Source organism: Pseudomonas sp. 58(2021), assembly GCF_017491585.1.
Taxonomy (GTDB): domain Bacteria; phylum Pseudomonadota; class Gammaproteobacteria; order Pseudomonadales; family Pseudomonadaceae; genus Aquipseudomonas; species Aquipseudomonas fluorescens_BT.
This window is the reverse complement of sequence record NZ_JAFGYZ010000001.1, coordinates 332,578-351,682: the sequence shown is the minus strand read 5'-3', so window position 1 is coordinate 351,682 and position 19,105 is coordinate 332,578. Positions and strand designations below refer to the sequence as shown.

The 19,105-nt window shown below is 61.0% G+C and carries 18 protein-coding genes and 1 pseudogene; 16 read left to right on the top strand and 3 right to left on the bottom strand.

What is annotated here, in order from left to right; genetic code table 11:
* The first annotated feature begins 212 nt into the window (after positions 1-212).
* From J5M72_RS01625 to J5M72_RS01595, 7 genes are all read left to right on the top strand, one after another.
* Positions 213-851, top strand: coding sequence for a peroxiredoxin (locus tag J5M72_RS01625; RefSeq protein WP_169432372.1), 639 nt, complete (start codon positions 213-215; stop codon positions 849-851).
* Positions 852-1,190: 339 nt separating this feature from the next.
* The gene (gene ssuE, locus J5M72_RS01620) at positions 1,191-1,784 is read left to right on the top strand and encodes an NADPH-dependent FMN reductase (RefSeq protein WP_169432371.1); all 594 of its coding nucleotides are present in this window, start codon (positions 1,191-1,193) and stop codon (positions 1,782-1,784) included.
* Between the two features lie 89 nt (positions 1,785-1,873).
* On the top strand, positions 1,874-2,854 hold the full coding sequence (locus tag J5M72_RS01615; RefSeq protein WP_085689864.1) for a sulfonate ABC transporter substrate-binding protein: 981 nt from the start codon (positions 1,874-1,876) through the stop codon (positions 2,852-2,854).
* 25 nt (positions 2,855-2,879) lie between these two features.
* Positions 2,880-4,028: an FMNH2-dependent alkanesulfonate monooxygenase gene (ssuD, locus tag J5M72_RS01610; RefSeq protein ID WP_207863837.1), complete on the top strand. Its 1,149-nt coding sequence runs from the start codon at positions 2,880-2,882 to the stop codon at positions 4,026-4,028.
* 9 nt (positions 4,029-4,037) lie between these two features.
* Positions 4,038-4,820, top strand: coding sequence for an aliphatic sulfonate ABC transporter permease SsuC (gene ssuC, locus J5M72_RS01605; protein ID WP_011336451.1), 783 nt, complete (start codon positions 4,038-4,040; stop codon positions 4,818-4,820).
* The gene (gene ssuB, locus J5M72_RS01600) at positions 4,817-5,623 is read left to right on the top strand and encodes an aliphatic sulfonates ABC transporter ATP-binding protein (protein WP_169432370.1); all 807 of its coding nucleotides are present in this window, start codon (positions 4,817-4,819) and stop codon (positions 5,621-5,623) included. The genes ssuC and ssuB overlap by 4 nt, the downstream gene beginning before the upstream one ends.
* Positions 5,624-5,650: 27 nt before the next feature.
* On the top strand, positions 5,651-5,866 hold the full coding sequence (locus tag J5M72_RS01595; RefSeq protein ID WP_007953520.1) for a TOBE domain-containing protein: 216 nt from the start codon (positions 5,651-5,653) through the stop codon (positions 5,864-5,866).
* 161 nt (positions 5,867-6,027) lie between these two features.
* Here J5M72_RS01595 and J5M72_RS01590 read toward each other — a convergent pair whose 3' ends face one another.
* Both J5M72_RS01590 and J5M72_RS01585 read right to left on the bottom strand, forming a co-directional pair.
* Positions 6,028-6,660: a TetR/AcrR family transcriptional regulator gene (locus J5M72_RS01590; protein ID WP_169432369.1), complete on the bottom strand. Its 633-nt coding sequence runs from the start codon at positions 6,658-6,660 to the stop codon at positions 6,028-6,030.
* 118 nt (positions 6,661-6,778) lie between these two features.
* Positions 6,779-8,155 (bottom strand): glutamine synthetase family protein, encoded by a 1,377-nt coding sequence (locus tag J5M72_RS01585; protein ID WP_011336449.1) that lies wholly within the window; start codon positions 8,153-8,155, stop codon positions 6,779-6,781.
* A gap of 278 nt (positions 8,156-8,433) precedes the next feature.
* On the opposite strand from J5M72_RS01585, the pseudogene J5M72_RS29225 reads away from it, so the two are divergent.
* The 8 genes and pseudogenes from J5M72_RS29225 to J5M72_RS01545 all read left to right on the top strand — a co-directional run.
* A pseudogene (locus J5M72_RS29225) lies at positions 8,434-8,658 on the top strand (gamma-glutamyl-gamma-aminobutyrate hydrolase family protein); the annotation flags it as partial.
* Between the two features lie 229 nt (positions 8,659-8,887).
* Positions 8,888-10,246 (top strand): glutamine synthetase family protein, encoded by a 1,359-nt coding sequence (locus J5M72_RS01575; RefSeq protein ID WP_169432367.1) that lies wholly within the window; start codon positions 8,888-8,890, stop codon positions 10,244-10,246.
* A gap of 56 nt (positions 10,247-10,302) precedes the next feature.
* The gene (locus J5M72_RS01570) at positions 10,303-11,667 is read left to right on the top strand and encodes an aspartate aminotransferase family protein (RefSeq protein WP_207863836.1); all 1,365 of its coding nucleotides are present in this window, start codon (positions 10,303-10,305) and stop codon (positions 11,665-11,667) included.
* Between the two features lie 171 nt (positions 11,668-11,838).
* Positions 11,839-12,948, top strand: coding sequence for a polyamine ABC transporter substrate-binding protein (locus J5M72_RS01565; RefSeq protein ID WP_169432365.1), 1,110 nt, complete (start codon positions 11,839-11,841; stop codon positions 12,946-12,948).
* A gap of 187 nt (positions 12,949-13,135) precedes the next feature.
* Positions 13,136-14,233, top strand: coding sequence for a polyamine ABC transporter substrate-binding protein (locus tag J5M72_RS01560; protein WP_207863835.1), 1,098 nt, complete (start codon positions 13,136-13,138; stop codon positions 14,231-14,233).
* A gap of 66 nt (positions 14,234-14,299) precedes the next feature.
* Entirely contained in the window at positions 14,300-15,442 is a 1,143-nt protein-coding gene (gene potA, locus J5M72_RS01555) for a polyamine ABC transporter ATP-binding protein (RefSeq protein ID WP_169432363.1), read from the top strand.
* A 35-nt stretch (positions 15,443-15,477) separates the two neighbouring features.
* A complete protein-coding gene (locus J5M72_RS01550; protein ID WP_170931574.1) occupies positions 15,478-16,359 on the top strand; it encodes an ABC transporter permease subunit in 882 nt (293 codons plus the stop codon).
* On the top strand, positions 16,356-17,246 hold the full coding sequence (locus tag J5M72_RS01545) for an ABC transporter permease subunit (RefSeq protein ID WP_207863834.1): 891 nt from the start codon (positions 16,356-16,358) through the stop codon (positions 17,244-17,246). The genes J5M72_RS01550 and J5M72_RS01545 overlap by 4 nt, the downstream gene beginning before the upstream one ends.
* Before the next feature lie 59 nt (positions 17,247-17,305).
* Here the strand turns inward: J5M72_RS01545 and J5M72_RS01540 are convergent, their stop codons facing one another.
* On the bottom strand, positions 17,306-17,947 hold the full coding sequence (locus tag J5M72_RS01540) for an HD domain-containing protein (protein ID WP_207863833.1): 642 nt from the start codon (positions 17,945-17,947) through the stop codon (positions 17,306-17,308).
* A 191-nt stretch (positions 17,948-18,138) separates the two neighbouring features.
* Here J5M72_RS01540 and J5M72_RS01535 point away from each other — a divergent pair, with 191 nt between their 5' ends.
* Complete coding sequence (locus J5M72_RS01535) at positions 18,139-19,104, top strand: GlxA family transcriptional regulator (RefSeq protein ID WP_207863832.1); 966 nt, start codon at positions 18,139-18,141, stop codon at positions 19,102-19,104.
* Position 19,105 lies beyond the last annotated feature (1 nt).

Here is a 19,105-nt window from a genome sequence, read left to right as displayed (position 1 = left end):
CCCCGTAGACCTTTCCCGACATTTCCCTCTTTACAGCAACTCAAGGCCTTCTCGAACCTCGGGGCCGATGTTCGACGCGTTCCCGGCAAGCGTCCAGTGAACAGAAGTTTAATATTCTTAAAAGATATAAATATCTAGTTATATATTCTTTTTCAGAAGATGAAATCCCGAGCTACAGTTGAGGTCTCCCACCACTCATCAGGAGCAGCACCATGAGCCTCAGACTTGGCGATATCGCCCCCGATTTCGAACAGGATTCCAGCGCCGGCAAGATTCGTTTCCACGAATGGCTGGGCGATAGCTGGGGCGTGTTGTTTTCCCACCCGGCAGACTTCACCCCGGTCTGCACCACCGAGCTGGGCTTCACTGCCAAGCTCAAGGACGAATTCACCAAGCGTGGCGTGAAAGCCATCGCACTGTCGGTCGACCCGGTGGACTCGCACCACAAGTGGATCGAGGACATCAACGAAACCCAGAACACCATCGTCAACTTTCCGATCCTGGCCGATGCCGATCGCAAGGTCTCGGATCTCTATGACCTGATCCACCCGAACGCCAGCGACACCCTGACCGTGCGCTCGCTGTTCGTGATCGATCCGAACAAGAAGATCCGCCTGACCATCACTTACCCGGCGAGCACCGGGCGCAACTTCCACGAGATCCTGCGGGTGATCGATTCGCTGCAGCTCACCGACAACTACAAGGTGGCCACCCCGGCCAACTGGCAGGACGGTGAAGAGGTGGTGATCGTGCCGTCGCTCAAGGACGAAGACGAAATCAAGCAGCGCTTTCCGAAGGGCTATCGCGCGGTGAAACCGTACCTGCGCCTCACCCCACAACCGAACAAGTGAATCAATAAATTTAGCGGTGTAGTCACCACCGCTTTCGCGAGCAAGCCCGCTCCCACATTCTGGAATGCGTTCCCCTGTGGGAGCGGGCTTGTTCCGGGCGGCGTTCCGACGAAGGCGTCGGCTTGAGCGACACAGAATTCAGAACCACGATGCAGGGAATTTCAGGCCGTTTCGACGGCCTTTTTTTTCGTCTGGAAAAACCTCAATTCAATATCTCTTAATAGCATAACCAAATGAATAAATATGATTTATGGATATATGAATCAGCTGGTAAGGTCACTCACATCGAAGCGAGATCGCAACCCGCGAATCGCCTGTAACGCGCAAGGAATCGTCTGAATGCTGGTCGTCTCACTCGGTGGCAGTCCCAGTCAACGTTCTCGCTCCGGGGTGTTGCTGGAGCGCTCGCAACGCTGGCTGCAGCAGCAAGGGGTGGAAGTGGTGAGTTATCAGGTACGGGACTTCCCGGCCGAAGACCTGCTCCACGCCCGCTTCGACAGCCCGAAGGTGCTCGACCTGCTGCAACAGATTGAAAATGCCGATGGCCTGCTGATCGCCACACCGGTCTACAAGGCGTCGTTCTCCGGCGCCCTGAAGACCTTGCTGGATCTGCTGCCCGAGCGTGCGCTGAACCACAAGATTGTCCTGCCGATGGCCACCGGCGGCAGCATCGCCCACATGCTGGTGGTCGATTACGCCCTCAAGCCTGTGCTGTCGGCGTTGAAGGCCCAGGAAATGCTGCAAGGGATTTTTGCCGAGGACAGCCAGATCGCCTATGGCGAAGGCAGTGCCCAGGCGCAGTTGGCGCCGGCTCTGGAGCAGCGACTGCATGAAGCGCTGGACCAGTTTGTCAGCGCCATGGCCCGCCGGCCGAAGCCGCTGGATCCGGGGCTGTTGAACGAACGTTTGTTGAGTGCTCGCTGGAGCATTTGAGCCACACCGAAACTTGAAGTACTCACCTTACTCAGCCGCCAACGGCCAAGCAGGTGCAGCCAAAACCCAACAGCAAAAAGGAGAGCGCTATGCGCACTGTATTTTTGCGTCGTGGTCTGGTCGCTCTGTTTGCTGCGGCTGTGTCCTTCGGCGCCATCACTCAAGCTCAGGCCGAGACGCTAAGAATCGGTTATCAGAAATACGGCACGCTGGTGCTGCTCAAAGCCAAAGGCACGCTGGAGAAACGCCTCGCCGCCCAAGGCGTCGACGTGCAATGGACTGAATTCCCCGGCGGCCCGCAACTGCTGGAAGGCCTGAACGTCGGCTCGATCGACTTCGGTGTCACCGGCGAAACTCCGCCAGTCTTCGCCCAGGCAGCCGGTGCCGATCTGCTCTACGTGGCCTATGAGCCGCCAGCGCCGAACAGCGAAGCGATCCTCGTGCCGAAAGATTCGCCGATCAAATCGGTGGCGGATCTCAAGGGCAAGAAAGTCGCCCTGAACAAAGGCTCCAACGTCCACTACCTGCTGGTGCGTGCACTGGAAGACGCCGGCCTCAAGTACACCGACATTCAAACCGTATTCCTGCCGCCGGCCGATGCCCGCGCCGCGTTCGAACGTGGCAGCGTCGACGCCTGGGTCATCTGGGACCCGTACCAGGCCGCCGCCGAGAAGCAGCTGCAAGCGCACACCCTGCGTGACGGCAAAGGCATCGTCGACAACCATCAGTTCTACCTGGCGACCAAACCCTACGCACAGAAAAATCCCGAGGTGATCAAGACCCTCGTGGAAGAAGTGCGCGCCGTGGGCGAGTGGTCCAAGGCCAACCCGCAAGACGTGACTCAACAGGTGTCGCCGCTGCTCGGCCTGCCGGCAGATATCACCCTGACCTCGGTGAAACGCCAGGGCTACGGCGCGCTGTTCCTGACCCCGGAAGTGGTCGCCGCACAACAGAAAATCGCCGACACCTTCTACCAGCTCAAGCTGATTCCCAAGCCGTTGAGCATCAAGGACGTGATCTGGACCCCACCGGCCGCTGTGGCCCAAAGCTCGGTCACCCAAGCCCAGTAAATCGAATCCCCAAGGAGACCACTCCATGAGCCTCAACATCTTCTGGTTCCTGCCTACCCACGGTGACGGCCATTACCTTGGCACCGCCGAAGGCGCCCGCGCCGTCGACCACGGCTATCTGCAACAGGTCGCGCAAGCGGCGGATCGACTGGGTTTTGGCGGCGTGCTGATTCCCACCGGCCGCTCCTGCGAGGACTCGTGGCTGGTGGCGGCATCGTTGATCCCGGTGACCCAGCGTCTGAAATTCCTTGTCGCCCTGCGCCCCGTGATCATTTCCCCGACGGTGGCGGCGCGTCAGGCCGCGACGCTGGATCGACTGTCCGGCGGTCGTGCGCTGTTCAACCTGGTGACCGGTGGCGATCCGGAAGAATTGGCCGGCGACGGTCTGTTCCTCGATCACGAAGCGCGCTATCAGGCCTCGGTGGAATTCACCCGGATCTGGCGCCGCGTGCTGGAAGGCGAAACCGTGGATTACGACGGCGAGCACATCAGCGTGAGGGGTGCCAAATTGCTCTATCCGCCGATCCAGCAACCGCGTCCACCGCTGTACTTCGGTGGTTCATCGGAAGCGGCGCAGGATCTGGCCGCCGAACAAGTGGAAATGGTCCTGACCTGGGGCGAGCCGCCCGCAGCCGTAGCCGAGAAGATCGAACAGGTTCGCGCCAAAGCGGCCAAGCTTGGGCGCACCGTGCGCTTCGGCATCCGTCTGCACGTGATCGTGCGGGAAACCAACGCCGAGGCCTGGCAGGCGGCGGATCGCCTGATCTCGCATCTGGACGACGACACCATCAAGCGCGCCCAGGCTTCGCTGGCGCGGTTCGATTCGGTCGGCCAGCAGCGCATGGCCGCGCTGCACGGTGGCAGCCGTGACAATCTCGAAGTCAGCCCGAATCTGTGGGCCGGCGTCGGTCTGGTGCGCGGCGGTGCCGGCACGGCACTGGTCGGCGACGGCCCGACCGTGGCGGCGCGGGTGAAGGAATACGCGGCGTTGGGCATCGATACCTTTATCTTTTCCGGTTATCCACACCTCGAAGAGTCGTATCGCGTCGCCGAGTTGCTGTTCCCGCACCTCGACGTCGAGCGTCCGGAACTGCCGAAAAGCGCCGGTTACGTCAGCCCGTTCGGCGAGATGGTGGCCAACGACATTCTTCCCAAAGCCGCGTCCCAGAGCTGAGGCGCCGCCATGAAGAAATTTATCCACAGCCTCGCGCCCTGGGCGTTGCCGGTGTTGCTGCTGGCGGTGTGGCAGTTGTCGGTGTCGGCGGGCTGGCTGTCGACGCGGATTCTGCCGGCGCCGGTGGCGGTAATCGAAGCCGGCGTGAGTCTGGTGCGCAGCGGTGAAATCTGGACGCACCTGGCGATCAGCGGCTGGCGCGCCGCGCTGGGCTTCACCATCGGTGGCAGCATCGGTCTGGTGCTGGGTTTCATCACCGGCCTGTCGAAGTGGGGCGAACGCCTGCTCGACAGCTCGGTGCAGATGATCCGCAACGTGCCACACCTGGCGCTGATTCCGCTGGTGATTCTGTGGTTCGGCATCGATGAGTCGGCGAAGATTTTTCTGGTGGCGCTCGGGACGCTGTTCCCGATCTACCTCAACACGTACCACGGCATCCGCAACGTCGATCCGGCGCTGGTGGAGATGGCGCGCAGTTATGGCCTGTCCGGCTTCAGCCTGTTCTGGCAGGTGATTCTGCCGGGCGCGTTGCCTTCGATTCTGGTCGGCGTGCGCTTCGCACTGGGCTTCATGTGGCTGACGCTGATCGTGGCGGAAACCATCTCCGCCAGCTCCGGCATCGGTTATCTGGCGATGAACGCCCGTGAGTTCTTGCAAACCGACGTGGTGGTGCTGGCGATTCTGCTCTACGCAGTGCTCGGCAAACTGGCCGACCTTGCGGCCCGTGGCCTTGAACGTGTGTGGCTGCGCTGGCATCCGGCGTATCAAGTGGCGAAAGGAGGTGCGGCATGACCGCTCAACAACCTCCACGTCTGCTGCGCGGAATTCCGCTGGCGCTGCGCAACCTGCAAAAAACCTTCGGTTCGCGGCAGGTGCTGCGTGACATCGACCTGCACATTCCGGCGGGGCAATTCGTCGCCGTGGTCGGGCGCAGTGGCTGCGGCAAAAGTACGTTGCTGCGTCTGCTCGCCGGCCTCGATCAACCCACCGGCGGTGATCTGCTCGCCGGGGCTGCACCGCTCAGCGATGCGCGGGATGACACCCGGTTGATGTTCCAGGAAGCGCGACTGCTGCCGTGGAAAAAGATCATCGACAACGTCGGTCTCGGCCTCAAGGGCAACTGGCGTGCGCAAGCCTTGCAGGCACTGGATGCAGTCGGCCTCGCCGATCGCGCCCATGAATGGCCGGCGGCACTGTCCGGCGGTCAGAAGCAGCGCGTGGCGCTGGCCCGGGCGCTGATTCATCAACCGCGTCTGTTGCTGCTCGACGAGCCGCTGGGTGCGCTGGATGCGCTGACCCGGATCGAGATGCAGCAACTGATCGAACGTCTCTGGCAACAGCATGGTTTCACCGTGTTGCTGGTGACCCACGACGTCAGCGAAGCGGTGGCGATTGCCGACCGGGTGATTCTGATCGAGGACGGCGAAGTCGGCCTCGACCTGCAAGTGGACCTGCCGCGTCCTCGGGTGCGTGGCTCCCATCGCCTGGCGGCGCTGGAAACCGAAGTGCTCAATCGTGTGTTGTCCCTGCCCGGCGAGCCGCCGGCGCCGGAACCCGTTTCACCCTTGCCTACGCAACTGCGTTGGGCTCAATAACTCAAGCAAACGACAGGAATCAATACCATGACTATCAAAGCCATCAACGTACGCAACCAGTTCAAAGGCGCGATCAAGGAGATCGTTCTCGGCGACGTGCTGTCGGAAATCGACGTGCAGACCGCTTCCGGCATTGTCACGTCGGTGATCACCACCCGTTCGGTCAAGGAGCTGGAACTGGAGGTCGGCAGCGAAGTGATCGCCTTCGTGAAATCCACCGAGGTGTCCATCGCCAAGTTGTAAGGGCGTGGGACAAAAACAACCCCGAAGGGTGTGAGCCCTTCGGGGTTTTTTGTGCCTGACTGGAAATCGGCGGTGCGGCCTTCGCGAGCAAGCCCGCTCCCACAGGGGATGGTATTCCAAATGTGGGAGCGGGCTTGCTCGCGAAGAGGCCGATCAGGACGCTAGAGAATTCTCTTGGGCAGATAGGGCGGCAGATACAGCCCGAGATAGGCATCGAACACGCGCATGCCTTCCTCGGCCATGCGCGGGGTGATCTGCCCGTGCTGCTGCACCGAGCGGGCGTAGACGCGGTCGCCCAGCTCCATTGCCAGCGCGAAAACGTCCACGTCATCCGGCAGCCTCGGCAGTTCGAAGTGATGATCGAACAGCTTGTGCATCAGGTCGCCCAGTTCAAGGTCGTGCTGGCGGTCGGCCTGGGTGACTTCGGTAAGGCCGTGCTGCGCGAGGATGAGTTGGCGGGCGGCGGCGTCTTCATCGTAGATCTCCAGCATCCGTTGCTCGACCAGGCGGGACAGGTCGCGCCAGTCACGCAGGGCCTCGTGATCGATCGGTGCTTGCAGGCAGGCGCGGAAGGCGGCGTGAACATCCGCCGTCAGGCCTTCAAGCAGCGCCGGGACACTGGCGAAGAAATGGTAGACCGAGGAGGGCGGAATCTGCGCGCGCTCGGCCACGCTGTAGATCGACAGGCTCGCCACGCCCTCGGCGGCCAGCAGCGTGCGCGCGGCGTCGAGTATCGAATCGATCCGCGCCTGACTGCGGGCACGGGGTTTGCGGACGGGGGCGGGACGCGTCATGAAAGTCTCCTGCGGGGCAGCGGGCATTGTACGCAGAGCTTGAATGTCTGCCACAGAGGCCAATAAAAAAACGCCGCGGGCTGAGAAGCCAACGGCGTTTTCCTTTGCTGCAGTCCGCTTAAACGGTGTGCAGGTACCAGTTGTACTCGAGGTCGGAGATGGAGTGTTCGAACTCCTCCAGCTCGCTCTCTTTGCAGGCGACGAAGATATCGATGTATTTCGGATCGATGTACTTGGCCATCACCTCGCTGTCGTCCAGCTCGCGCAGGGCATCGCGCAAGTTGTTCGGCAGGCTCTGCTCGTTCTGCTCGTAGCTGTTGCCTTCGGTGGGGGCCGGTGGCTCGATCTTGTTGGTCAGGCCGTGATGCACGCCCGCCAGCACCGAAGCCATCAGCAGGTACGGGTTGGCGTCGGCGCCGGCCACGCGGTGCTCCAGGCGGACCGCGTCGGCGGAGCCGGTCGGTACGCGCAGGGCCACGGTGCGGTTGTCCAGACCCCAGCTCGGCGAGTTCGGCACGTAGAACTGCGCGCCGAAACGACGGTAGGAGTTGACGTTGGGGCAGAGGAAAGCCATCTGCGCGGGCAGGGTCTCGAGCACACCGCCGATCGCGTGACGCAGCGCGGCGTTCTGCTCGGGATCCTCGCTGGCAAAAATGTTTTTGCCTTCTTTGTCGAGAACCGAGATGTGGACGTGCAGACCGTTGCCTGCCTGACCCGGGTACGGCTTGGCCATGAAAGTGGTGTCCATTTCATGGTCGTAAGCGATGTTCTTGATCAGACGCTTGAGCAGGACCGCGTAATCGCACGCCTTGATCGGGTCGGCGACGTGGTGCAGGTTCACTTCGAACTGCGCCGGGGCACTTTCCTTGACGATGGCGTCGGCCGGGATGCCTTGCTCTTTGGCGCCTTCCAGAATGTCCTGGAGGCAGTCGACGTATTCGTCGAGGTCGTCGATCAGGTAGACCTGGGTCGAATGCGGGCGTTTGCCGGAGATCGGCGAGCGTGGCGGCTGAGGGCGGCCGTTCACGTTTTCCTGGTCGATCAGGTAGAACTCGAGTTCGAACGCGGCGCAGATGGTCAGGCCAAGCTCGTCAAACTTTGCAACAACTTGACGGAGCACTTCGCGCGGATCGGCGAAGAAAGGGTCGCCTTCGAGTTCGTGCATGGTCATCAACAGTTGCGCGGTCGGGCGCTTCTGCCATGGCTCGTTGCACAGGGTATCGGGGATTGGATAGCAGATACGGTCGGCGTCGCCGATGTCCAGGCCCAGGCCGGTGCTTTCCACCGTCGAACCATTGATATCCAGAGCAAATAGAGAGGCCGGCAGGTTGATGCCTTTCTCGTAAACCTTGTGGAGGCTGGTGCGTTCGATGCGCTTGCCGCGCACCACACCATTCATATCCGCAATCAGAAGGTCAACGTACAGAACCTCAGGATGTTCCTTAAGGAACGCGTTCGCTTCGTTAAGCTGAACGGCACGCGGGGGTACCGACATGATGCAACACCTTTGTTGTTAAAAATATCAATCATTGATCTTTTCTGGTTTCAGTCAACCCGAACGGCCTGCCGAAGTCAAGCGAGGCCTTTTTTGCCCCGAAAAAGCGCCGAGAGGGCATTTACGGGGCACTTTGGGGCATTTTTTTTTCCGTGAAAGACGTGCCACCCGCAGGCTTGAGCAGGCCGTGTTGTATTTTTTACGGGGGTGTTGTGTAAAAAAATGAACAAGGCTAAGCTCGGGTCAAACCCATAACAGCAATAATACCGGGGTGCTTCATGTCTCGCCTGCCGTTAATCGGCGTCACCGACTGCTCCGTGCAGTGCGGTCTGCATGCTTATCACATCAGTGGCGACACGTCCGTCCGCAGCGCAGCCGACAGCCAGGCTCGCATTCTGCCAGCGATCTCTTTGTCCATGGCGGATCAGGCGCCGGCGTCCGATATTCTGGACGCAGGCAAGGGCATCCTCTTCAGCGGTTCTGCTTTCAATATAGATCTCTTTCCTGCTCCCGGCCTGCACCGCGCCCGTCGCCGTGCCCGTGATTGCGCACACCCGGGATGTGCACAGGAAATGCAACGCCAGCGTAAAGGGCAGGTAAGCTCCTCCTTCATTGTCGATGCGCGGTGCCAGGCGTAAGCCGGCACTGCGCACAAACAAGCCCCCTTTAACGCGACGCCCCGTGCGTCAAACCTGCCTGACATGCGTCAGGAGACTCAGCCCAGAGGCATTTATGAGCAACAACCTCGACCAGCTCACCGATTGGTTGAAAGACCACAAGATCACAGAAGTCGAATGCATGATCGGCGACTTGACCGGCATCACCCGGGGCAAGATTTCGCCGACCAACAAGTTCATCGCCGAAAAAGGCATGCGCCTGCCAGAGAGCGTTCTGTTGCAGACCGTGACCGGCGACTACGTCGAAGACGACATCTATTACGAACTGCTCGACCCGGCCGACATCGACATGATCTGCCGCCCCGACCAGAACGCCGTGTACCTGGTGCCTTGGGCCGTCGAACCGACTGCCCAGGTGATCCACGACACCTACGACAAGCAAGGGAACCCGATCGAGCTGTCGCCGCGCAACGTGCTCAAGAAAGTCCTGAAACTCTATGCCGACAAGGGCTGGCAGCCGATCGTGGCGCCGGAAATGGAGTTCTACCTGACCAAGCGCAGCGACGACCCCGACTATCCATTGCAGCCACCAGTCGGCCGTTCCGGGCGCCCGGAAATCGGTCGCCAGTCATTCTCCATCGAAGCGGCGAACGAGTTCGACCCGCTGTTCGAAGACGTCTACGACTGGTGCGAATTGCAGGAGCTGGACCTCGACACGCTGATCCACGAGGACGGCACTGCGCAGATGGAAATCAACTTCCGTCACGGCGACGCCCTGTCCCTGGCCGACCAGATTCTGGTGTTCAAGCGCACCATGCGTGAGGCCGCCCTCAAGCACAACGTCGCCGCGACCTTCATGGCCAAGCCAATGACCGGCGAGCCGGGCAGCGCGATGCACCTGCACCAGAGCATCATCGACATCGAGACCGGCAAGAACGTGTTCTCCAATGACGATGGCACCATGAGTCAGTTGTTCCTGCACCACATCGGTGGCCTGCAGAAACTGATCCCGGAACTGCTGCCGCTGTTCGCGCCGAACGTCAACTCGTTCCGCCGCTTCCTGCCGGACACCTCGGCACCGGTGAACGTGGAGTGGGGCGAAGAGAACCGCACCGTGGGTCTGCGCGTACCGGATGCCGGACCGCAGAACCGCCGCGTGGAAAACCGCCTGCCGGGCGCCGACGCCAACCCGTACCTGGCGATTGCCGCGAGCCTGCTCTGCGGCTACATCGGCATGGTCGAGGGGATCAACCCGAGCGCGCCGGTGGTGGGCCGTGGCTACGAGCGCCGCAACCTGCGCCTGCCGCTGACCATCGAAGACGCGCTGGAGCGTATGGAAAACAGCGCAACCATCGAGAAATACCTGGGCAAGACCTTCATCACCGGCTACGTCGCGGTCAAGCGGGCCGAGCATGAAAACTTCAAGCGCGTGATCAGTTCCTGGGAGCGTGAGTACCTGCTCTTCGCCGTCTGATACGCCGGGCGCGGTGGCCAGCCGCCGCGCCTTCACCGATAACAAGGAGAATTGGCATGACCAGCAACAACCCGCAAACCCGTGAGTGGCAAGCCCTCAGCAGCGAGCACCACCTGGCCCCGTTCAGCGACTTCAAGCAGCTGAAAGAAAAGGGTCCACGGATCATCACCAACGCCAAGGGCGTGTACCTGTGGGACAGCGAGGGCAACAAGATCCTCGATGGCATGGCGGGTCTGTGGTGTGTGGCGATCGGTTATGGGCGCGATGAGCTGGCCGATGCGGCCGCCAAGCAAATGCGCGAACTGCCTTATTACAACCTGTTCTTCCAGACCGCCCACCCGCCGGCGCTGGAACTGGCCAAGGCCATCGCCGACGTGGCGCCGGAAGGCATGAACCACGTGTTCTTCACCGGTTCCGGCTCCGAAGGCAACGACACCATGCTGCGCATGGTTCGCCACTACTGGGCGATCAAGGGCCAGCCGAACAAGAAGGTCATCATCAGCCGCAAGAACGGCTACCACGGTTCCACCGTGGCCGGTGCGAGCCTCGGCGGCATGACTTATATGCACGAACAGGGCGACCTGCCGATTCCGGGCATCGTCCACATCGCCCAGCCGTACTGGTTCGCCGAAGGCGGCGACATGACCCCGGAAGAATTCGGGATCTGGGCGGCCAATCAACTGGAAGAGAAGATTCTGGAAGTCGGCGTGGACAACGTCGGGGCCTTCATTGCCGAGCCGATCCAGGGCGCCGGCGGCGTGATCATTCCGCCAGACACCTACTGGCCGCGCATCAAGGAAATCCTCGCCAAGTACGACATCCTGTTCGTGGCCGATGAAGTGATCTGCGGTTTCGGCCGTACCGGCGAATGGTTCGGCAGCGATTTCTACGACCTCAAGCCGCACATGATGACCATCGCCAAAGGCCTGACGTCCGGTTACATCCCGATGGGTGGCCTGATCGTGCGTGACGAAGTGGTGGCGGTGCTCAACGAGGGCGGCGATTTCAACCACGGTTTCACCTACTCCGGTCACCCGGTGGCAGCGGCGGTGGGTCTGGAAAACATCCGGATTCTGCGCGAAGAGAAAATCATCGAGCGCGTCCACGAAGAAACGGCACCGTATTTGCAGAAACGTCTGCGCGAGCTGAACGATCACCCGTTGGTGGGGGAAGTGCGCGGAGTCGGTCTGCTGGGGGCCATCGAGCTGGTGCAGGACAAGGCCACTCGCAAGCGTTACGAAGGCAAGGGTGTGGGCATGATCTGCCGCCAGTTCTGCTTCGACAACGGACTGATCATGCGCGCCGTGGGCGACACCATGATCATTGCGCCGCCGCTGGTGATCAGCAAGGCGGAGATCGATGAACTGGTGACCAAGGCACGCAAATGCCTGGACCTGACCCTCAGTGCATTGCAGGGCTAAGTGCTAGGCTCTGAGCGATGGAGCTGTTGCGCTGTCGCTCGGAGCAGTTGCAAAGGCTGGTCTTTTCTTGAAAGACCGCCTCGTATCTTGCCAGACTAGCCGCGGTTCCAGTTGTCCGGGTTCGGCCGCTGAACAAAGTGGTTCAAAAAAGAAAAATTTGGAGCATGACGCATGAAGGCATTAGGTAAAAAGCTTGCTGGCAAGACTCTTCTGGCCCTGTCCGTCGCGGGCATGATGGCGGGCGCGGTTCACGCGGACGACAAAGTGCTGCACGTCTACAACTGGTCTGACTACATCGCTCCGGACACCATCGCGAACTTCGAGAAAGAGTCGGGGATCAAGGTGGTCTACGACGTATTCGACTCCAACGAAACCCTGGAAGCCAAGCTGCTGGCGGGCAAGTCCGGCTACGACGTGGTCGTGCCGTCCAACAACTTCCTGGCCAAGCAGATCAAGGCCGGTGTGTACCAGGAACTGGATCGCTCCAAGCTGCCTAACTGGAAGAACCTCAACCAGGACCTGCTCAAGGCCGTATCGGTCAGCGACCCGGACAACAAGCACGCCTTCCCGTACATGTGGGGTTCGATCGGCATCGGCTACAACCCGGAGAAGGTCAAGGCTGCGCTGGGCGTCGACAAGATCGATTCCTGGGACGTACTGCTGAAGCCGGAAAACATCGCCAAGCTCAAGGGCTGCGGCGTGAGCTTCCTCGATTCGCCGACCGAAATGCTCCCGGTCGCGCTGCACTACCTGGGCCTGCCAACCGACTCCCAGAAGAAAGAAGACATCAAGAAAGCCGAGGATCTGTTCCTCAAGATTCGTCCTTCGATCACCTACTTCCACTCGTCCAAGTACATCTCGGACCTGGCCAACGGCAACATCTGCGTAGCGGTCGGCTACTCGGGTGACGTGCAGCAGGCCAAGTCCCGTGCCGCCGAGGCCGGTGACAAGGTGAAAGTCAGCTACGCCATTCCGAAGGAAGGCGCTGGCAGCTTCTTCGACATGGTCGCCATCCCCAAGGATGCCGAAAACGTTGAAGGCGCCTACAAGTTCATGACCTTCCTGCAGAAGCCTGAAGTCATGGCCAGCATCACCAACGCCGTACGTTTCCCGAACGGTAACGCTGCTGCAACAGCGCTGGTAGAGAAAGACATCACCAGTGATCCAGGCATCTACCCGCCAGCCGACGTGCAGGCCAAGCTGTATGCCATCGCCGATCTGCCGGCGGCGACCCAGCGTGAAATGACGCGCAGCTGGACCAAGATCAAATCCGGCAAATAAGCCGGTTTGAAGCCGCAACCGCTGGCCGTCGCCTTCACCAGGGCGGCCAGCGGTGCAATTAAATGACAGAAAGTTTTGCTGGAACGGTTTTTCGAAGGTAAGTTGCGCGCCGGTTTTGTTGCCGGGCAACCGTGACTGTCATGCAGCGCGGGGCAACTTGGGCCCAACTCAATCAGAGGACCTCCACTTGCCTATTTTTTCTTCTTTGCGCAATGCCCTGCTGGCCGCTGCCGGCCTGACGTTCGTTGTCGGTGCCCAAGCTGCCGGTACTGTGCATATTTATAACTGGTCGGATTACATCGGCGAGACCACCCTGGCCGATTTCCAGAAAGAAACCGGGATCAAACCGGTCTACGACGTGTTCGATTCCAACGAAACCCTGGAAGGCAAACTGCTTGCCGGGCGTACCGGTTACGATGTGGTCGTGCCGTCGAACCACTTCCTCGGCAAGCAGATCAAGGCGGGCGCGTTCCAGAAGCTCGACAAGGCGCAGCTGACGAACTACGCCAATCTCGACCCGGTGCTGCTCAAGCGCCTGGAACAGAACGACCCGGGCAACCAGTACGCCGTTCCGTACCTGTGGGGCACCAACGGCATCGGCTACAACGTCGATAAAGTGAAAGCCGTGCTCGGTGTCGACAAGATCGACTCCTGGAGCGTGCTGTTCGAACCCGAGAACATCAAGAAGCTGCACAGCTGCGGCGTGGCGTTCCTCGATTCGGCCGATGAAATGATGCCGACCGTGCTTAACTACATGGGCTTGAACGCCAACAGCACCAATCCCAAGGATTACGAGAAAGCCACGGCCAAATTACTGGCGGTGCGTCCGTACGTGACCTACTTCCACTCCTCGAAATACATCGGTGATCTGGCCAACGGCGACATCTGTGTGGCCATCGGGTTCTCCGGCGATATCTTCCAGGCCAAGCACCGTGCCGAAGAAGCCAGGAAAGGCGTCAACATCGCCTACGCCATCCCGAAAGAGGGCGGCGCGCTCTGGTTCGACATGCTGGCGATTCCGAAGGATTCGGCCAACGTCAAAGAGGCCCACGCCTTCATCAACTATTTGCTGAAACCTGAGGTGATTGCCCAGGTCAGTGATTACGTCGGTTACGCCAACCCCAACCCGGGTTCGGACAAGCTGATGGAGCAGTCCATTCGCACCGACGAAGCGGTTTATCCACCGCAGGCCGTCCTCGACAAGACCTATGTGTCCATCGAGTTGCCACCGAATATTCAGCGTTTGATGACCCGTAGCTGGACCAAGGTCAAGTCGGGTAAATAACGCGCAAATCATCCTGGGTTCGTCTTGCGTGGGCGAACTGCACTCTTTTTTCTGGGAGTTTCGTAAATGGCAGTTGCCTCCGGCGCCTATAAGAAAGCCCTCGAGGGCGACCAGACACCGAAACAGGTGCTGGTTAAAATCGACCGGGTCACGAAGAAGTTCGACGAGACGGTTGCCGTGGACGATGTGTCCCTGGAAATCAAGAAGGGCGAGATCTTCGCCCTGCTCGGCGGTTCGGGATCGGGCAAATCCACTCTGCTGCGGATGCTGGCAGGGTTCGAACGGCCCACGGAGGGGCGCATTTTCCTCGACGGCGTCGACATCACCGACATGCCGCCGTACGAGCGACCGATCAACATGATGTTCCAGTCGTATGCCCTGTTCCCGCACATGACCGTGGCGCAGAACATCGCGTTCGGCCTCAAGCAGGACAAGATCCCGGCAGCCGAGATCGACGCCCGTGTGGCCGAGATGCTCAAACTGGTACAGATGAGCCAGTACGCCAAGCGCAAGCCGCACCAGTTGTCCGGCGGTCAGCGTCAGCGTGTGGCACTCGCCCGTTCCCTGGCCAAGCGTCCGAAGCTGCTGCTGCTCGACGAGCCGATGGGCGCACTGGACAAGAAACTGCGTTCGCAGATGCAGCTGGAGCTGGTGGAAATCATCGAGCGCGTCGGCGTGACCTGCGTGATGGTGACCCACGACCAGGAAGAGGCCATGACGATGGCCGAGCGCATCGCGATCATGCATCTGGGCTGGATCGCCCAGATCGGCAGCCCGATCGACATCTACGAAACCCCGACCAGCCGTCTGGTCTGCGAATTCATCGGCAACGTGAACATCTTCGAAGGCGAAGTGATCGACGACGCCGAAGGCCACGCGACCATCACCTGCAAGGACCTCGACCGGCAGATCTACGTCGGCCACGGCATCAGCACCTCGGTGCAGGACAAGTCCGTGACCTACGCGATCCGTCCGGAAAAACTGCTGGTCACCGCCGAAATGCCGACCTGCGAATACAACTGGTCGAGCGGCAAGGTGCACGACATCGCTTACCTCGGCGGGCACTCGGTGTTCTACGTCGAACTGCCGAGCGGCAAACTGGTGCAGTCCTTCGTGGCCAACGCCGAACGCCGTGGCGCACGTCCGACCTGGGGCGATCAGGTCTACGTGTGGTGGGAAGACGACAGCGGCGTGGTACTTCGCTCATGAACATGCGCAAATTCAAACGCCGGCTCAATCGAATAATTCCCGGTGGCCGTCAGCTGGTCATCGGGGTTCCGTTCATCTGGCTGTTCCTGTTCTTCATGCTGCCGTTCTTCATCGTCCTGAAGATCAGCTTCGCCGAAGCGGACGTGGCCATCCCGCCGTACACCGAGATCTACACCTACGCCGAGCAGAAGCTGCAACTGCTGCTGAACCTGGGCAACTACGCGATGCTCGGCGACGACGAACTGTACATTTCGGCGTACCTCGGTTCGCTGAAAATGGCGTTCTTCAGCACGCTGCTGTGCCTGCTGATCGGCTACCCGATGGCCTACGCCATCGCCAGTGCCCGCAAGGAAGTGCAGACGGTGCTGGTGCTGCTGATCATGATGCCGACCTGGACCGCGATCCTGATCCGCGTCTATGCGTGGATGGGCATCCTCAGCAACAACGGCCTGCTCAACGGTTTCCTGATGAGCATGGGCTTGATCGACGAACCGCTGCAGATCCTCAACACCAACCTGGCGGTGTACATCGGCGTCGTCTATTCGTACCTGCCGTTCATGATCCTGCCGCTGTACGCCAACCTGGTGAAGCACGACACCAGCCTGCTGGAGGCCGCGTCCGACCTGGGTTCGAGCACCTTCAACAGCTTCTGGAAAATCACTGTTCCGCTGTCCAAGAACGGCATCATCGCCGGCTGCATGCTGGTGTTCATCCCGGTGGTGGGCGAGTTCGTGATTCCGGAACTGCTCGGCGGTCCGGAAACCCTGATGATCGGTAAAGTGCTCTGGCAAGAGTTCTTCAACAACCGTGACTGGCCGGTGGCGTCCGCCCTGGCGGTGGTGATGCTGGCGATCCTGATCGTGCCGATCATCCTGTTCAACCGCAGTCAGGCCAAGGAAATGGAGGGTAAAGAATGAAGCGCTTCCGTTTCTCCAGCCTGATGCTGGTGCTCGGCCTGTTGTTCATCTACCTGCCGATGCTGATCCTGGTGATCTACTCGTTCAACGCCTCGAAACTGGTGACGGTGTGGGGCGGCTGGTCGATCAAGTGGTACGTCGGCCTGCTCGACAACACCCAACTGATGGGCTCGGTGGTGCGTTCGCTGGAAATCGCCTGCTACACCGCCGTCGCGGCGGTGGCGCTGGGTACGCTGGCGGCGTTCGTCCTGACCCGCATCACCCGGTTCAAGGGCCGCACGCTGTTCGGTGGCCTGGTCACCGCGCCGCTGGTGATGCCCGAGGTGATTACCGGTCTGTCGCTGTTGCTGCTGTTTGTGGCGATGGCGCAGATGATCGGCTGGCCGCAGGAGCGTGGCATCGTCACCATCTGGATCGCCCACACGACGTTCTGTGCGGCGTATGTGGCGGTGGTGGTGTCGGCGCGTCTGCGTGAGCTGGACCTGTCGATCGAAGAAGCGGCGATGGATCTGGGTGCGCGGCCGTGGAAGGTGTTCTTCCTGATCACCATCCCGATGATCGCGCCGTCGCTGGCGGCGGGCGGCATGATGTCGTTCGCCCTGTCGCTGGACGACCTAGTGCTGGCCAGCTTCGTCTCCGGCCCGGGTTCGACGACCCTGCCGATGGAAGTGTTCTCGGCGGTGCGTCTGGGCGTGAAGCCCGAGATCAATGCCGTGGCCAGCCTGATTCTGCTGGCGGTGTCGCTGGTGACCTTCATGGTCTGGTTCTTCAGCCGCCGTGCCGAAGAAGCGCGCCGCAAGGCAATCCAGCAAGCCATCGAAGAAAGCGCTGCCGATTCGTGGAAGCAACCGGACGTGCGCCGGGCGCCGACGCCGGAAGTGGCTTAAGCCAGCGGGGTTGATCACAACTGTGTGATCAGCCCCATTCCCACAGTGTTTTGTGGTGATCAGGAAGTCCACGGAGAACTGCGGATGACCTCGACGAAGTTCATCGGCTTGAACCCCGGCGCCTGATCTTTCAGCACATCGGTTTTTACATTGCCGAACGTGGTCTGCGGACGATGGCGCAAGCCATCGGCGAACGCGCAGATGATGCACTCCTTGAAGCCTTCGCCCCGTGGATGCGCATGCACCACCGCCTCACGCTGCACCGTGGTGAACGCCGCGTAGTCCATGCCCAGCACATCCATCTCGACACCCGCCGTCACCAGCGCCACGGTCGGACGCAGATGCTTCGGTACGCCCGGCGTGGTGTGCAGGGCGATCGACAGCCAGACTTGTTCGATGTCGTCATCGCTCAGCCCGTAAGGTTTGAGAAACGCCGCCGCGGCGTTGGCGCCATCGACTTCGAAACGCTCGTCATCGCTGCGGTGACCCTCGACCAGACCCAGATCGTGGAACATCGCGCCGACGTACAGCAGCTCCGGATCGTAGGCCAGTTGACGGCGCTCGCCGCTCAAGGCACCGAACAGAAACACACGGCGCGAGTGGTGGTAAAGCAGGTCGGATTCGATGTCGCGAATGTACTCGGTTGTGGCCCGGGCAAGGGCGCTGTCGGGGATCCGGATACCGGCGATGGTCGTGGTCATGTTGAGCTTCCTCGTCGAAAACGCCGTCACGGCGCTGATGGGGGAAAGTCTGTTCCCGGAGGTAAAACCGGACAATCGATCCATGGCTGCGATCCTTGCCATTGCACCTGCAAATCGTGCCAGCTCGCTTCTGCTGCGCGGATTGGCTAGGGTTGGCGCTGATCCGCCATTCCCCCGGAGCCTTCATTGCCATGAACAAAACCGTCGCCATCGTGGTGTTCCCCGGCGTGCAGGCGCTGGACGTCAGCGGGCCGATGGACGTGTTCGCCGAGGCCAACCGCTTCCTGGCGCCGGAGGATCATTACCGGCTCGAAGTGATCGGCGTCGAGCGCGGGCCGATGCCGTGTTCCAACGGGCTGACCCTGAGTGCGCATCGGCATTACAGCGAAGCGTCGCAGGCTTATGACTTGCTGCTGGTGGCGGGCGGGCCGCAGTTACCGTTCCTGGATTTCGGCGAGGCGTTCGATGTCTGGCTGCGCGAGGCCTGTGGACGGGCGCGGCGGTTCGGCTCGATCTGCAACGGTGCGTTCATGCTCGCCCGTGCCGGGTTGCTGGAGGGGCGCACGGTCACCACTCACTGGAATGACGCCGAGGCGCTGGCGCAGCTGTGCCCGTCGAGCCGGGTCGAGGCCGATCGGCTGTACGTCGAGGATGGCCAGCTCTACACCTCGGCGGGGGTGACGGCGGGGATCGATCTGTCGTTGTACCTGCTGGCGCGTGATTACGGGGCCGAGGTGGCGCTGAGTGTGGCCAAGCGGCTGGTGGTGTTCACCCAGCGCTCGGGCGGGCAGTCGCAGTTCAGTCCGTTCCTCACGCCCCACGCCGAACCGACGTCGGCGGTGGCGATGGTGCAGCTGTATGTGCTGGCCAATCTCACCGGCGACCTGACCATCGCCGACCTGGCGAAGGCGGCGAATATGAGTGCGCGGAATTTCTCCCGGGTGTTTGCTCGCGAAGCGAAAGTCACCCCGGCGGAATTCGTCGAACGGGCGCGAGTGGATGCGGCGCGGGTGATGCTCGAAAGCACCACGGCGCCGCTGAAGACCGTCGCGTATCAATGCGGGTTTCGCGATGCGCAACATATGCGCAGCGTGTTCAGCCGGCGGTTGGGGGTGACGGCGCAGCAGTTTCGGCTGAATTTTGCGGCGATGGTTTGAG

Coding starts and splice junctions, on each gene's coding strand:
- ssuE (WP_169432371.1), top strand. CDS start 1,191: ATGCTGGTCGTCTCACTCGGTGGCAGTCCCAGTCAACGTTCTCGCTCC.
- J5M72_RS01625 (WP_169432372.1), top strand. CDS start 213: ATGAGCCTCAGACTTGGCGATATCGCCCCCGATTTCGAACAGGATTCC.
- J5M72_RS01535 (WP_207863832.1), top strand. CDS start 18,139: ATGAACAAAACCGTCGCCATCGTGGTGTTCCCCGGCGTGCAGGCGCTG.
- ssuB (WP_169432370.1), top strand. CDS start 4,817: ATGACCGCTCAACAACCTCCACGTCTGCTGCGCGGAATTCCGCTGGCG.
- J5M72_RS01595 (WP_007953520.1), top strand. CDS start 5,651: ATGACTATCAAAGCCATCAACGTACGCAACCAGTTCAAAGGCGCGATC.
- J5M72_RS01590 (WP_169432369.1), bottom strand. CDS start 6,660: ATGACGCGTCCCGCCCCCGTCCGCAAACCCCGTGCCCGCAGTCAGGCG.
- ssuD (WP_207863837.1), top strand. CDS start 2,880: ATGAGCCTCAACATCTTCTGGTTCCTGCCTACCCACGGTGACGGCCAT.
- J5M72_RS01575 (WP_169432367.1), top strand. CDS start 8,888: ATGAGCAACAACCTCGACCAGCTCACCGATTGGTTGAAAGACCACAAG.
- J5M72_RS01540 (WP_207863833.1), bottom strand. CDS start 17,947: ATGACCACGACCATCGCCGGTATCCGGATCCCCGACAGCGCCCTTGCC.
- potA (WP_169432363.1), top strand. CDS start 14,300: ATGGCAGTTGCCTCCGGCGCCTATAAGAAAGCCCTCGAGGGCGACCAG.
- ssuC (WP_011336451.1), top strand. CDS start 4,038: ATGAAGAAATTTATCCACAGCCTCGCGCCCTGGGCGTTGCCGGTGTTG.
- J5M72_RS01565 (WP_169432365.1), top strand. CDS start 11,839: ATGAAGGCATTAGGTAAAAAGCTTGCTGGCAAGACTCTTCTGGCCCTG.
- J5M72_RS01615 (WP_085689864.1), top strand. CDS start 1,874: ATGCGCACTGTATTTTTGCGTCGTGGTCTGGTCGCTCTGTTTGCTGCG.
- J5M72_RS01585 (WP_011336449.1), bottom strand. CDS start 8,155: ATGTCGGTACCCCCGCGTGCCGTTCAGCTTAACGAAGCGAACGCGTTC.
- J5M72_RS01570 (WP_207863836.1), top strand. CDS start 10,303: ATGACCAGCAACAACCCGCAAACCCGTGAGTGGCAAGCCCTCAGCAGC.
- J5M72_RS01545 (WP_207863834.1), top strand. CDS start 16,356: ATGAAGCGCTTCCGTTTCTCCAGCCTGATGCTGGTGCTCGGCCTGTTG.